Consider the following 14,811-nt stretch of genomic DNA (forward strand, 5'->3'; position numbering starts at 1 on the left):
GCAACGCACTCAGCAACAGCGCCGGATGCCTTCCCATTTCCGGCGTTGTTGTTGCTTGAAATAGGCTTTCCGCGCCAAAGGCTCATCGTCGGGGTGATAGACCTCGCAATGGCGCAAGTAACGCTCATACGCATCATCCCCCGACGCATGGCGGATATACCGCCACAGCCGTTTCAGCACAAATCCCCATTGCGCTTTGGAAAGCATCAGTCACGCACCCAATCTTCAACCAAACGGCTCGGCTCGTGCGGCGATTCCGACAGCGGCGGGACAGCAAGGCCATTCAGATGCCGCCATGCCACGCTCAACATATCGCCAATCACCACCCACAACACCACGACGAAAAACACCGTCAGCACCGCATCCAATTGCTGGTTGAAAATCAGTTGCGGCGCAACCGCTGCTTTTTCCGGGGGCAATGCCCCTGCTGCCAACTTCGCCGCCATATCATTGGCAGCGGACAAGAAACCGACCCGCACATCCGCGCTGAAAATTTTCTCATACGCCGCCGTGGTCGTGACAATCGCCAGCCACGCCAGCGGCAAACCCGTCACCCAAGCGTATTTCAACTTACCCGACTTGATCAGGATGCCCGTGCCCACCGACAGCGCAATCGCCGCCAGCATCTGGTTGGAAATGCCGAACAGAGGCCACAAGATATTCACCCCACCATTCGGGTCAATCACGCCGATGTAGAGGAAATAACCCCACGCCGCCACGATCACCCCGGAAGACAGCAATACCGACGGATACCACGAAGTTTGCCCCAGCTTAGGCGAGAAATTCCCCAGAAAATCCTGCAACATGAAACGCCCAACCCGCGTCCCCGCATCCAGCGTGGTGAGGATGAACACCGCCTCGAACATGATCGCAAAGTGATACCACATTGCCAGCAAGCCTTGCCCGAAGGCACTGCCAAAAATACTCGCCATACCCACTGCCAATGACGGCGCACCGCCCGTGCGGGCAAACAGGGTCTTTTCCCCCATCGCCTGCGCCAACGCACTCATTTGCTCAACCGTGACAGGGAAACCCCACGAAGAAATCTTAGCAACAGCATCCACCGCTTCCTTGCCTACCACCCCAGCAGGGCTGTTGATGGCGAAAAATACGCCCGGATCAAGCACCGTCGCCGCAATCATCGCCATGATCGCCACGAACGATTCCAGTAACATGCCACCGTAACCGATCATGCGGATGTCGCGTTCGTTCGCCAGCAATTTCGGCGTCGTCCCCGACGCAATCAGTGAGTGGAAACCCGACACCGCGCCGCAAGCAATGGTAATAAACACAAACGGGAACAATGCCCCACCGAAAATCGGCCCCGTACCATCCACAAACTGGGTCATGGCAGGCATTTTCACCGACGGCGACAACACCACAATCGCAATCGCCAGCAAAAAGATCGTCCCCAGTTTCATGAACGTCGACAGGTAATCACGCGGCGCGAGCAGCAACCACACAGGCAGTACAGCGGCAATGAAACCGTAGCCAATTACAAACCATGCCAGCGTCAGCCCCTCATGGTCGAACCACTGGCTCAAGGTCGCATTATGATCAACCCAGCCACCGCCCACCACCGCAAACAGCAGTAACCCCACGCCTAGCATGGAACCTTCCAACACCCGTCCGGGGCGGATGTCACGCATGTACAAGCCCACCAGAATCGCTACCGGAATGGTCATTGCCACGGTAAACGTTGCCCACGGGCTGTGCTTCATGGCATTCACCACCACCAGCCCCAGCACCGCAATCAGGATCACCATGATAATCAGCGTACCCACCAGCGCCGCCATGCCGCCGATTGCACCCAATTCATCCCGCGCCATTTGTCCCAAACTGCGTCCGTCGCGGCGCATGGAAAAGAACAGAGTGGTCATATCCTGTACCGCGCCACCCAGCACCGCGCCGAACAGTATCCACAAGGTTCCCGGCAAATAACCAAACTGCGCCGCCAGCGTTGGCCCAATCAGCGGCCCTGGGCCTGCAATCGCGGCAAAATGATGCCCAAACACCACCCATTTGTTGGTGGGTATAAAATCATGCCCATTGTTGAAACGCTCTGCCGGAGTCGCACGGGTTTCATCCACCACCAGCACTTTGGCGGCAATCCACGCAGCATAAAAACGGTAGGCTAAGGCGTAGACGCACACGGCAGCGGTGACAAACCAGAGGGTATTGATATTTTCGCCCCGGTTTAGGGCAATGCCGCCAACTGCCGCCGCGCCGAGCAGCGCAACGGTCAGCCAAATAAAATTGCGGATTAGCGTATTCAAGATGCAGGTTCCTCGCTAAGGTGGTGAGAAACCTGATAATAGCGCAGAAGCCGAAAAGCAGGCGCGGTTTATTCGCCCAGCAAAGGCACAGGAGAAACGATCATGCCGTCTTCGTCGGAATACAGGTACTGACCCGGCGTGAAGGCTACGTCGTGGAAACGTACCACTTCATTACGCAAACCTACGCCACGTTTGACGCTCTTCAGCGGCAATGTACCGAGGGCTTTTACACCGATGTCCATCTGACTGATGTCGACAGAATCGCGAATCAGGCCGAAAACCACGATGCCGTTCCAGTCGTTTTTCACCGCTTTCTCAGCGAGCATATCGCCCAGCAGTGCGCAACGGGTAGAGCCGCCGCCATCAACCACCAGCACTTTGCCTTTGCCATCTTCGGCAACCAGTTCGCGTACTAGGGAGTTGTCTTCGTAAATCTTGATGGTGACGATTTCACCAGAGAATTTGCTGCGACCACCGTAGTTATTGAAACCCGGTTGTACCACTTGCAGTGGCTTGTCTTCGTTGTTGTCGAGCAGGTCGGCTGTTTTGAATGTCATTGAGGAATCTCCTGAGGGGGGAAATCCCTCACCCCCCTGCCCCCTCTCCCGCCAAGCGGGCGAGGGGGAGTTAAGAGGGAGAGGCCATCTTAGCCCCTCGCCCGCTTGGCGGGAGAGGGGTTGGGGTGAGGGTCTTTCAGATTAGTGGAATTGCTCTTCTTCAGTAGAGCCAGTCAACGCTGTTACAGATGAAGCACCACCTTGGATAACAGTGGTAACGTCATCGAAGTAGCCAACGCCAACTTCTTGCTGGTGAGAAACGAAGGTGTAACCTTCTTCACGCGCAGCAAATTCAGGTTCTTGAACCATGTTGACGTAGTGCTTCATGCCTTCGCCGCGAGCATAAGCGTGTGCGAACTTGAAGGTGTTGTACCAGTTGACGTGGATGCCCGCCAAGGTGATGAACTGGTACTTGTAACCCATTGCAGACAAATCTTCTTGGAAGGATGCGATTTGTGAGTCAGTCAGGTTTTTCTTCCAGTTGAAAGACGGTGAGCAGTTGTAAGACAACAGTTGGCCTGGGCAAGCTGCTTGAACTGCTTGTGCGAATTCACGTGCAAAGCCAAGGTCAGGTTTACCAGTTTCACACCACACCATGTCAGCGTAAGGTGCATAAGCAACGCCACGGCTAATGGACTGTTCCAGACCGTTCTTAACGCGGTAGAAACCTTCAGCAGTACGCTCGCCAGTCAGGAATGTCTGGTCGTTTGCGTCGTGGTTAGAGGTGATCAAGTTAGCTGCTTCTGCGTCAGTACGTGCCAAGATAACGGTAGGAACGCCCATTACGTCAGCCGCGAAACGTGCAGAAATCAGTTTTTCAACCGCTTCAGAGGTTGGAACCAATACTTTGCCGCCCATGTGACCGCATTTCTTAACCGCAGCCAATTGGTCTTCAAAGTGAACGCCAGCCGCGCCTGCGGTGATCATGTTCTTCATCAGTTCAAATGCGTTCAGAACGCCGCCGAAACCGGCTTCTGCGTCAGCAACGATAGGCAGGAAGTAGTCGATACCACCTTCGTCAGTTGGGCTGATACCACGACCCCATTGGATTTCGTCAGCACGCTTGAAGGTGTTGTTGATACGGCGAACCATGGTTGGTACGGAATCGTATGCGTACAAAGATTGGTCAGGGTACATGGTTTCTGAGGTGTTGCCATCAGCCGCAACCTGCCAGCCGGACAGGTAAACTGCTTCCAAACCCGCTTTGGCTTGTTGCATTGCTTGACCTGCGCTGATTGCACCGAATGCATTGACGTAGCCTTTTTTCGCGCCACCGTTCACCAAATCCCACAGTTTGGCAGCACCACGTTTCGCCAGTGTGTGGTCAACTTGCAGGGAACCGCGCAGGCGTACTACGTCAGATGCGCTGTAAGTACGCTTAACGTTTGCCCAACGTGGGTTTTCTGCCCAGTCTTTTTCCAATGCAGCAATTTGCGCTTCACGAGTCATAGTCATGTAAAAGCTCCTCAGAGTCAAAAAGTGAACGAAACCGGTAAAAAAATTTTAGGCTAACTTGCCTGCGAACCTGCCCTAGCGCGGTACGCTCTACGCTTCATCGTGTTCGCTTTTGCGAATCTCTTTAGTAACAACTGTCAACAATATGTCGGCTTACCCACCATATCTTGGCTTCGAGAGCCATCAGTTGACGGTCAAGCCATAGTATTATGATAAAGTAAGTGTCGACAATAAAATTAATTCAATGTTGAGTATTGCATTGCACAATAATGTGCAATGACATAATTTTCCTATGGAAATACAGGCGGGTTATGAAATTTTATTCAGCCCCAAAGTCGACAAGGTGTACTGGCGTACTTGCTTGAGCAACTCAGGATTGTCAGCCAATGACTCGCCGTAGGATGGGATCATGGCTTTCAGCTTAGCTTTCCAGCCTTCCGAAGCCATTTGTTTGGGGAAGCATTTGCCGAGCACTTGCAGCATCGCCGGAACCGTCACCGAAGCCCCCGGAGAAGCCCCCAGCAAAGCTGCCACGCTGCCATCCGCTGCCGCTACGACTTCCGTACCGAACTCAAGCTTGCCACCCAGCTTCGGGTCTTTTTTAATGATTTGGACGCGCTGACCTGCAACTGCCAATTCCCAATCATCCTCATTCGCATTGGGGAAATATTCACGCAACGCCCCCATACGGGAATGACGGGTTTGCAGCACTTCCGTAATCAGGTAACGGATCAGCTCCATGCTGCTCAGCCCCACTTTCAGCATCGGCCACAGATTGTTCAGGCGGACGCTGGCGAACAGGTCTAAAAACGAACCGCGCTTAAGGAACTTGGTAGTGAATCCGGCAAATGGCCCGAACAACAGCGCGTTTTCACCGTCAATCACGCGGGTATCCAGATGCGGCACGGACATCGGCGGCGCACCGATAGAGGCTTTACCGTACACTTTCGCCAAATGGTGCTTGACCACATCCTGCCGTTTACACACCAACCATTGCCCGCTGACCGGGAAGCCACCATAGCCTTGGCTTTCGGCAATATGGCTTTTCTGGAGCAGGGTCAGCGCCGCGCCACCTGCACCGAGGAAAACGAAACCAGCATTAAAAACGGTGTTTCCCCCTTTATTATTTTTAGTGCTGACAAGCCACCGACCATCCGAAGTCTTTTTCAAACCCGTTACCGACTGGTTCAGCAATAACTCGAAATTGTCGTAGGATTGCAAATAGCCGACCATGCTGCGGCTCAACGCGGCGAAATTCACATCGGAACCGTATTTGACGCGCGTACCTGCCACTTTTTGCGCCGGATCACGCCCTTCCATCACCAACGGAATCCATTCGCTTAACACCGCAGGGTCTTCGCTGTATTCCATGTCGACAAACATGTGATGCTGGCTGATGGCTTCAAAACGCTTACGCAGGAAAGCCACATTGCTGTCGCCCCAGACGAAACTGACATGCGGGGTGGGGTTAATGAAATAGCGGGGTTCCGGCAATGCCTTTTCGTCAACGAGATGCGCCCAGAATTGCAGGGTTTGCTCGAACGCCTCGTTAATGCCGTAGGCTTTGCTGGCATTGATGCTGCCATCCGGGTTCTGCGGGGTATAGTTCAGTTCGCAATAGGCCGCGTGGCCTGTGCCTGCGTTGTTCCAACCACTGGTGCTTTCTTGCGCAACATCTTCCAGCCGTTCGACCATACTGATGGTAAGTGACGGATCAAGATGCTTGAGCAATACGCCCAAAGTGGAACTCATTGCCCCTGCCCCGACCAGCAACACATCGACGTTCTTCGTAGCCATAACCAACACCCTTAAAAAATTCAATGATGGAAGTTAGAATGATAGAACGGGAAGGGTGGTAATTTCTACCCACAAAGAGGATATTTTTCACACAATTGTCGACAATGTTGCAGAGCAAAAACGGGAAAAACCGTACAATCAGTAGAGATTTGCGCACTATTGTCAACAGATTGCCTAACAACAGCAGTTCCGGCAGGCAAAAAGAAAGCGGGGACTTGCCCCGCTTCTTTTCGTTCCTACGAAATTCTTATGATCAGAATTCGCGGCTAAACGCAATGCCCAAGGCATCTTGACTCATTTTTAGGTCGTATTGGTGCGCACTATCGCCGTTCACTTCATTCTCAAACGCATGAACATAAGAAGCGATAAGCTTAGACTTTGGCGACAATTTCTTCTCAACACCAAGAGAAATATGGTCTTTGGATACAGCCGGAGTCAATGCATTCAACGTAGTATCCTCCGGCCCCACAGGTGAATTGCCATGATTGTAACCAGCCATTAAAGCCAGATCAGGTTTAACTTGATGCTTAACACCTATTTTATAGGCAGTAACATCATCCCAGCCAAAACCAGTTTTTGCACCAACTTTCAGTGTTGGGTCTGTGCTATTACCAATCGCCTCAACATCTGTATAGTAAACATGCTGAACATCCGCAGCAATCAGTGTTTTGGGAGTGGCTTGCCAAGCCATACCAATAGTTGTTGCCGCAGGCACATCCATCTCACCAGCGTTTGCAATTAACCCTTTATACTTATCAAGCTTGCCCATTTTTACTTTAGTGCGGTGTGCCACACCCAATGTTACATTAGGAGAAACTTTGCCCTGCCAGCCAAGCGTTGCACCAACACCCATTGAAGAATCAGTCCCTTTGTTTGTAACAAATCCAGGGTTAGCAGATGCACTAGCCCTATCAAAGCTCTGCAATCCGTTTGCTTCAAGTTCTTGATAGACAATATTTGCCGAAACACCTATTGCATTATTATCATTAACCTTATAACTAATAGTAGGTGCCACAAATAACTGTTTCAGGTCAATGTTTGTATTGGATGTACCAAATCCAATCTCTCCAGCCTGCGGATGTCTATAAGGCAAAGCCGTATCATATGTGCTATTCATCCCCCCATTACCATAAACAACAACACCAGCAGCAACCTTGTCATTGATTTGCTTCTTATACCCACCTTCTGGGACAAGAAACATATCTTCCCCATTGCCGCTATATGTTATACCTGTTGACTTATATTTTACTTTTCGATTTGGAGAAAAGACTTCTAAACCTAAATCGTAACCATCATTGATAAAAGATGCAGATGCTGGGTTGGTTGCCATACTAGTGGTATTTGCCGCATAACCCGCAGCAGCCCCCCCCATCGCACGGTGCTCCATACCCAACCCGGTAGGCGCAAGACCGTTGGTTGCAAATGCAGCTTGAGAGCCAAGAGCCAGTACAATGGATGTTACCAGCAGGGTTTTATTGAATGAATAGCGCATATAACTCCTCCGAAAAATGCACGTGTTACAACTATATTCTTTAAGAACAGTGAGAACGCACCACGGAGAGCATTAAATGATAACCATGGCGTTATCAATGAGTTAATTGGCAAGTTTTGATGTGTTATTGTCAGTGAATTGTCTGCAAAAGTGGTTTTAGCAGATAAAGAGAGCGGGGATTTCCCCGCCTCTTTTTATCCCTACGAAGTTCTTTCGATCAGAAGTCTACGCTGTAAGCGACACCGACTGAATTTTGCTTCATGTTCAAATTAGCTTCACCACTACCAGAAGTTCCGGCAATAGAGCCGCTGCCATTCACACCTTTACTCAAAGCATGGGTATAAACAGCAGCAAGGTTAGCTTTATTATTCAGCTTCCACTCACCACCAAGTGACACATGGTCTTCAACAGTAGCAGGAGCTAACACGTTGAATAATGTTTGACTAGATTGTAATGGATTTTTAGCGTGGTTATAGCCCGCCAATACTGCGAAATTGGGTTTAACCTGATGTTTAACGCCGAGTTTATAAACCGTTTGGTCTTTCCAACCAAAACCAGACCCATTGTCAGCCCCCAATAGCCCTCCGGCTGTATTTAAATTCGCCATAGCTTTGACTTTAGAATATTCGATTTGCTGAACGTCGGCAGCAATCAGTGTCTTAGGCGTCGCTTGCCATGCAATACCTGCCGTAGTTGCAGCAGGCATATCCAAATCTCCCTGCTCAGCAAATAAACCCTTATATTTGTCTAATTTACCCATATTTGTACGGCTACGGTAAGCAACACCTGCTGTTACAGTCGGCGACAGTTTTCCCTGCCAACCTATAGTTGCCCCAATACCTGAAGAAGAGTCAACGCCACGGTCAGTAACATTCCCTACGCTGCTCGTCTGTGTTGCTTGATTAAAATTACTTAGACCTGTCGCCTTAAACTGCTGGTAGGCCAAATTGACGGAAACCCCTACACTATTATTCTCATTAATTTTCATTGACCATGTAGGAGCAATTATGAGCTGTTCTAAGTTAATACCCGGTTTAGTTGTATTAGTTTGATCAAACAAAAGAATAGGTCTGTCATAACTGGTGTTCATCCCACCATTACCATAAACCACGACACCCACGCTGTGTTTGTCATTCAGTTGTTTCTTATAACCACCTTCAGGAATAAGAAACATCTCTTTGCCATTACCATCGTAACTGCCGTTTGCGGTATTACCCCCACCCATATCATTCCCGGTGATAGTCGCCCCACGATCTGGCATAAATACTTCCGCACCAATCTCCCAACCCGCAGAAACATTGGACAAGCTTGCAGGGTTAGTACCAGCATTCATCACGTTTTCTGACGTTGCCGTAGCTGCGCCGCCCATCCCTTTTTGGACAACCCCCAAACCAATTGGAGCCATCCCGTTGGTTGCGAAAGCAGCTTGAGAGCCGAGAGCCAGCACAATGGATGTGACCAGCAAGGTTTTGTTGAATGTATGGCGCATATAACTCCTCCGAAAAATGCACGTGTTGTAACTATGTGTTGCAGAATAGTGACAGAGCACTATAGGGGTGTCAAATGATAATTATAAGGTTTTCAAGGAATTAATAAGTATATTCGGATATACGAATGTAATAATTTACTTACATTCGTGCAATAAACCTTCAACCTTCAGCATATCCGCTTCGGTGTCCACCCCGATACCCGGAATTTCCGCTGCAATATCAACGTGAATCTTGTAACCATTGGATAATGCACGTAATTGCTCAAGTTTTTCCAAGCGTTCCAAAGGAGATAGAGGCAACCTAGTAAACGCCCTAAGAAACCCCGCCCGATAAGCGTACATACCAATGTGCCGCAATGCGTAATCTTGCAACGCAACACCTGCATCCCGCTGGCACGGAATAGGCGCACGGCTAAAATACAAGGCCAGCCCCTGATCGTCCCGTACCACTTTCACCACGTTAGGGTTGAGGAAGTCACTTTCATCCTCGATTGGTGTTGCCAGCGTAGCAATCCCCGCTTGCGGAAACTTCGCCAAGTTATTCGCCAGTTGGTACAAATTGGCGACGGGGGTCAGCGGTTCGTCGCCTTGCAGGTTGACCACAATCGTGTCATCCGCCCAGCCCTGCTGTTGTACCACTTCCGCCAACCGATCACTGCCGGTTTCGTGGGTGGAAGCAGTCATTGCCACCTGCGCCCCGAACCCGCTGCAAACGTCACGGATACGCGCATCGTCGGTTGCCACCAGCACGGTTTCAAACCCGGCTGCCAGCGCCCGTTCATGCACATGCTGGATCAGCGGCTTGCCCGCAAGGACACGTAGCGGTTTGCCCGGCAAACGGGTGGAGGCGTAACGCGCCGGAATCACCACAACTGTTTTCATGCCGCCAATTGCTCCACTTCTTCTTGGGTCAAGGCGCGGGCTTCTTCTTCCAGCATCACCGGGATGCCATCGCGGATGGGGTAAGCCAACCGTGCGGCTTTCGAGATCAGTTCCTGCTTGTCCTTGTCATAAATCAGCGGGCCTTTCGTGACCGGGCAGGCGAGAATTTCCAGCAATTTCTTATCCATTTCTAGAGTCCTTGTAAACGGGTGAACAGGGCTTGGGCGAAACTTTCATCCAATACTGCCCGAATGGGCAAATACCAGCAGTTGGGCGCAGCGTATTGGCGGCATTTTACCGCATCTTTTTCAGTCATGATCACAGGAAAACCATCGTCGAAACGCAATTCTTCCCCACTAAAGGCGTGATGGTCAGGGTAAGTATGTGGCAACACCCGCAAACCCGCCTGTTCCAGCGTGGCAATAAAGCGTTGTGGATTACCGATGCCTGTGACCACATGCACCGTTTGCCCCGCCAGTTCGGATAGAAATTTGCTTTCATCCCCCGCAAGGCTCAGCAGCGTATCGCCTTGCATTTGCATGGTTTCGCCATTGATAACCACGAAATCGCAACTGGCGAGGCGTGAAACGGATTCGCGTAACGACCCGGCGGGCAGGCAATAGCCATTGCCAAAACGCCGTTGACCATCCACCACGCAAATTTCGACATCACGCCCCATGCGGTAATGTTGCAAACCATCATCGGCAATAATGATGTCGCAAGGGTGTTGTTGTAACAAGGAGGCAATAGCTTGGTTGCGATGGCGGCTAACGACGAGGGGAACACCAGTGCGTTGCACGATTAGCAGCGGTTCATCACCAATTTCGGCAGGATTCGCATTAGGAAAAACCGCCCCCGTTTTCCCCGCACTACCAAATCCCCTACTCACCACACCCGGCGTATACCCCGCCTCGCGCAACCGTTCCACCAACCAGATCACCAGCGGTGTCTTACCCGTACCACCCACCGAAATATTGCCAACCACAATCACGGGAACCGGATGCTTAACTTGCTGGCGCTTATCCCGCCAACGTTGGAATGCAGCCAACACACAGAAAATCCCCGTCAATGGCAACAGCAGGTATTTACCCAGCCGGTCATCACCGTACCAGACGTTCAGCAGCCAGCGTTCAAGCCGCTGTTTCATCTTCGTGGAACTGCATGGCGTGCAAACGGGCATATTGCCCACCCAAAGCCAGCAATTCTGTATGTTTGCCAGATTCGATGATTTCACCGTCTTGCATCACTAAAATGCGGTCAGCATTCTCAATGGTGGAAAGACGGTGGGCAATGATGAAGGTAGTACGGTTTTCCAGCAGCCTATCGAGCGCGGCTTGGATATGGCGCTCGGACTCGGTATCGAGCGCAGAAGTCGCTTCGTCGAGGATCAGCACAGGCGCATGAGAAAGGATAGCCCGCGCAATCGACAAGCGTTGGCGTTGTCCACCGGAAAGCATCACGCCATTATCGCCGATCATCGTATCAAAACCTTGCGGTAACTTGTCGATGAATTCCAGCGCGTGGGCGGCCTCAGCAGCCGTGCGAATTTGCGCATCCGACATACCACGCATATCACCATAGGCAATGTTATTACGCACAGTATCGTTGAACAGCACAATGTCTTGCCCCACATAAGCAAGCTGGCGACGCAAACTGTGTAAGCTAATGTCCCGTTGAGAAACACCATCCAACAAAATGTCACCGCTATCAATATTATGGAATCGTGGCAGCAAATTCACCAAGGTGGTTTTACCGCTACCAGACTTGCCCACCAGCGCAATCTTTTCCCCCGGACTCACCACCATATTAATGTGACGTAACACCGGACGATCTAAGCTAGGATAAGTGAAAGAAACGTCACGGAATTCTACCGCACCCCGGCAATGTTCCAACACCCGTGTACCGCCATCCTGTTCTGTTTCACTGTCCAGTAAACCGAAAATGCTTTCGCCTGCGGCAATCGCCCCCTGCAACTGCGCATTCAACTGGGTCAGATTACGGATGGGGGTCAGCAGCATCAACAGTGACACGATAAAAGACATGAATGTCCCCGGCGATAAAGTTGCCAGTGTCGCTTCACGGGTAGCAATGTAAACCATGATCGCCAACGCCACTGCCACCAAGAATTGTACCAGCGGCGTACTGATTAACTCCGTCACCAGTTGCTTCATTTGCAACTGGATGGTGCGTTCATTAGCCTCGCTAAAACGGGCAGCCTCGTATTGTTCTCCACCGAAAATGCGCACCACTTTATAACCGTGCAACATTTCATTAGCGATTTGGGTCACATCCCCCACCGAATTTTGCAAGCGGTGTCCCAAACGGCGCAAACGCTTGGTGGCGTAGACAATAATCAAGGTAAGCGGCGGTGCGATCAATAGCACCCCCAAGGTCAGTTGCCAACTTTGATACAACATCAAGCCCAGCAAACCAATGATCGTTGCCGAATCCTGAATCAACGAGGTCACACCTCTAATGCTCACCGCTGCTACCTGATCTACATAATAACTTACATAAGCCAGTAATTTTCCTGATTGGGTGGTTTCAAAAAACGTGACTGGCATACGCAACATGTGAGTAAAAACTTCATCACGCAACGTCTTGGTTACTTTTCGCCCAATCAAACCCGCATAATAACCAGACAGGAACATCGCCAAGCCGCGCAGCAAGAAAATCCCCAAAATACCCATCGGTAGCCATTTGATAACACTGGCATCTTTTTGCAAGATCGCCTTATCCAGCAACGGCCCCATGATCCATGCAAACAAAGGCTGAGTCGCAGAACTGGTCACTAAACCAATCGCCACCAACACCAGATAAGGCCAATATTTTAACGTGTAACGGACAAGCCTCGGATAAACCTGAAAACCGCTGATCGGGGTTGTGGGCGTGGTCATTGTGTTCCTGTTAATCCTATTGCTTACGCGCCGACTGGGTAGTCGCCATCGAAAAATTGGTCAAGCCAAGCCGCCCAGCAATGTCCATCGCCGTGACGACAGCCTGATAGTTGACACTGGCATCGGCGGAAATCACCAACGGTGGGGTAGTTTGCATTTCATCCAACGTCTGGCTCATGGCTTGAAAGAGGGTTTCCGGCTGGTTGTTCAGCACTTCGCGCCCGTTGATATAGTAACGCCCCTGACCATCAATCAGCAATTCAAGCTTTTCCGCTTGTGTGGCTGCTGCCGCATTACTGGCAGTCGGCAACTCAATCTTAAGTTCCGCATTTTTGTCAAAGGTGGTCGTTACCATGAAAAAAATCAGCAACATGAAAACGACATCAATCAGTGAAGTCAAGTCAACACTGCTTTCGCGCCGCTCACGGGTACGGAATTTCATGCTGGTTTTCCTCCACGCGCAGGTGCAGCCGCCGCAGGCCGTGGCGCGGCAGAAGGAACAGGCATGACCTTGCGGTTGGAGTTGGCAATTTCAATCAAACGTAAGGCTTCACGCTCCATTGTTGTTACATAGCCATCCACCCGCGCTTTGAAAAAGCGTTCAAACACCAGTGTAGTAATCGCAATCAGCAAACCCGCCACAGTAGTAATCAGGGCTTCGGAAATCCCCCCCGCCATCTGCTGCGGATTACCCACCCCGGCAGTATTAATGGCGCTGAATACACCGATCATCCCCAATACTGTCCCTAGCAACCCCATCATCGGCGCAATGGTAACAATCGTACCCAATGCTGGCAGGTAACGTTCCAATTCCTGCACCACATGACGCCCCGCCTCCTCAACGTTTTCTTTCATGATGTGGCGCGGCAATTCGCGGCTTTCCAGCCCGGTCGCCAGCACCCTCCCCATCAGGGAACTGTTGCGCAATTCATCTACTTGCGCGTCCATCGGCTTACTGCTGCTTGCCAGTTTCCGGGCGCGTTCAATATCAGCATGGGGCACAACGTTATTTACCCGCAATGACATGAAACGCTCAATGATAATAGCAACGGCAAGGACGGAACTCAGGATCAAGGGAATCATCATGATTCCGCCGGATTGGATCAATTCAAACATATCTGATCATGCCTCATTTTTATAAGATTTAGCCCACATAAACCCAGACATAATAACAACACAATGGGGTGAGGCAAAGCGGTGCTTCAACGTTTGTAAAGTTGGGGAGCACGCGCCCGGTTTGCCCGCAGACCTGAACGCCCCGGCTTACCCGCACCGAAAGGGGAATAGAAAACCGACGATACCCGCCCACCTTTCCGATGCGATACCCCAACCGCATCCATAGCAGATACCGCAGGCAAAGCCACTGCCCCGCCGTTCAAACGGTTATAAACGGTCAACACCCGGCGTACATAGTGTTGGGTTTCATTGTAAGGCGGAATACCCTGATACTTGTCAACCGCACCTTCCCCGGCATTGTAGGCAGCAATCGCCTTGTACAAATCGCCGTTGTAGCGTTTCATCAACCAGCTTAAGTAGCGTGTACCACCGCTGATATTTTGGATACTGTTAAAGGAATCTGCCACCCCGAAACGCGCCGCCGTCGACGGAATCAATTGCATCAAACCTTGCGCCCCCTTGGGGGAAACTGCCGAAGTATTGTAGCAAGACTCAACCGCGATCACGGCTTTGACCATATCGGCATCAACACCGTATTGGCCTGCGTATTTGCTGATGGATTCCAGATGTGGATCAGCCTTTTTCTCAAGGCCAGCGGCACTCATGCCCACGCAAACCTGCGCTTGCGCCACTTGCATGGCACTGATACTGAACAATATAAGTAAAAAACCTATCACTGAACGCTTCATGCGCATATCCCTTGGACTAAAACAGACCTTAATATTAGCAAATTCTAATGTTCTTAGTCGCCATTTTTCATTGAAAGTTCCACCACAAGGATAGCAGGCAT

Annotated in this window: 14 protein-coding genes; all 14 read right to left on the reverse strand. The window is 50.9% G+C overall.

Annotated elements, in window-relative coordinates; genetic code table 11:
• Window positions 1-9: 9 nt before the first annotated feature.
• The 14 genes from PHE17_RS03540 to PHE17_RS03605 all read right to left on the reverse strand — a co-directional run bounded on the left by PHE17_RS03540 (window position 10) and on the right by PHE17_RS03605 (window position 14,710).
• On the reverse strand, window positions 10-207 hold the full coding sequence (locus PHE17_RS03540; protein ID WP_301014439.1) for a YbdD/YjiX family protein: 198 nt from the start codon (window positions 205-207) through the stop codon (window positions 10-12).
• Window positions 207-2,276: a carbon starvation CstA family protein gene (locus PHE17_RS03545; RefSeq protein ID WP_301014440.1), complete on the reverse strand. Its 2,070-nt coding sequence runs from the start codon at window positions 2,274-2,276 to the stop codon at window positions 207-209. The genes PHE17_RS03540 and PHE17_RS03545 overlap by 1 nt, the downstream gene beginning before the upstream one ends.
• A 68-nt stretch (window positions 2,277-2,344) precedes the next feature.
• Window positions 2,345-2,833, reverse strand: coding sequence for a ribonuclease E activity regulator RraA (rraA, locus tag PHE17_RS03550; RefSeq protein WP_301014441.1), 489 nt, complete (start codon window positions 2,831-2,833; stop codon window positions 2,345-2,347).
• Between the two features lie 141 nt (window positions 2,834-2,974).
• The gene (aceA, locus tag PHE17_RS03555) at window positions 2,975-4,288 is read right to left on the reverse strand and encodes an isocitrate lyase (RefSeq protein ID WP_301014442.1); all 1,314 of its coding nucleotides are present in this window, start codon (window positions 4,286-4,288) and stop codon (window positions 2,975-2,977) included.
• 309 nt (window positions 4,289-4,597) lie between these two features.
• Window positions 4,598-6,085 carry a malate dehydrogenase (quinone) gene (gene mqo, locus PHE17_RS03560; RefSeq protein ID WP_301014443.1) on the reverse strand — a complete coding sequence of 496 codons (1,488 nt, stop codon included), beginning with the start codon at window positions 6,083-6,085 and terminating at the stop codon, window positions 4,598-4,600.
• A gap of 253 nt (window positions 6,086-6,338) precedes the next feature.
• Window positions 6,339-7,577, reverse strand: coding sequence for an outer membrane protein transport protein (locus PHE17_RS03565; protein WP_301014444.1), 1,239 nt, complete (start codon window positions 7,575-7,577; stop codon window positions 6,339-6,341).
• Between the two features lie 217 nt (window positions 7,578-7,794).
• Window positions 7,795-9,066, reverse strand: a complete 1,272-nt coding sequence (locus tag PHE17_RS03570) for an outer membrane protein transport protein (protein ID WP_301014445.1) — start codon at window positions 9,064-9,066, stop codon at window positions 7,795-7,797.
• Between the two features lie 135 nt (window positions 9,067-9,201).
• Complete coding sequence (gene kdsB / locus PHE17_RS03575; RefSeq protein WP_301014446.1) at window positions 9,202-9,948, reverse strand: 3-deoxy-manno-octulosonate cytidylyltransferase; 747 nt, start codon at window positions 9,946-9,948, stop codon at window positions 9,202-9,204.
• Window positions 9,945-10,136: a Trm112 family protein gene (locus PHE17_RS03580; RefSeq protein ID WP_301014447.1), complete on the reverse strand. Its 192-nt coding sequence runs from the start codon at window positions 10,134-10,136 to the stop codon at window positions 9,945-9,947. The genes kdsB and PHE17_RS03580 overlap by 4 nt, the downstream gene beginning before the upstream one ends.
• Window positions 10,137-10,138: 2 nt before the next feature.
• On the reverse strand, window positions 10,139-11,095 hold the full coding sequence (gene lpxK, locus PHE17_RS03585) for a tetraacyldisaccharide 4'-kinase (protein ID WP_301014448.1): 957 nt from the start codon (window positions 11,093-11,095) through the stop codon (window positions 10,139-10,141).
• A complete protein-coding gene (msbA, locus tag PHE17_RS03590; protein ID WP_301014449.1) occupies window positions 11,079-12,845 on the reverse strand; it encodes a lipid A export permease/ATP-binding protein MsbA in 1,767 nt (588 codons plus the stop codon). Before msbA ends, lpxK begins: the two co-directional genes overlap by 17 nt.
• A 16-nt stretch (window positions 12,846-12,861) precedes the next feature.
• A complete protein-coding gene (locus PHE17_RS03595) occupies window positions 12,862-13,287 on the reverse strand; it encodes a biopolymer transporter ExbD (protein ID WP_301014450.1) in 426 nt (141 codons plus the stop codon).
• Window positions 13,284-13,961 (reverse strand): MotA/TolQ/ExbB proton channel family protein, encoded by a 678-nt coding sequence (locus PHE17_RS03600; protein ID WP_301014451.1) that lies wholly within the window; start codon window positions 13,959-13,961, stop codon window positions 13,284-13,286. Before PHE17_RS03600 ends, PHE17_RS03595 begins: the two co-directional genes overlap by 4 nt.
• An 86-nt stretch (window positions 13,962-14,047) precedes the next feature.
• The gene (locus tag PHE17_RS03605; RefSeq protein ID WP_301014452.1) at window positions 14,048-14,710 is read right to left on the reverse strand and encodes a lytic transglycosylase domain-containing protein; all 663 of its coding nucleotides are present in this window, start codon (window positions 14,708-14,710) and stop codon (window positions 14,048-14,050) included.
• Window positions 14,711-14,811 lie beyond the last annotated feature (101 nt).

This window comes from Thiothrix sp. (assembly GCF_028714775.1).
In the GTDB taxonomy this organism is placed as follows: Bacteria; Pseudomonadota; Gammaproteobacteria; order Thiotrichales; family Thiotrichaceae; genus Thiothrix.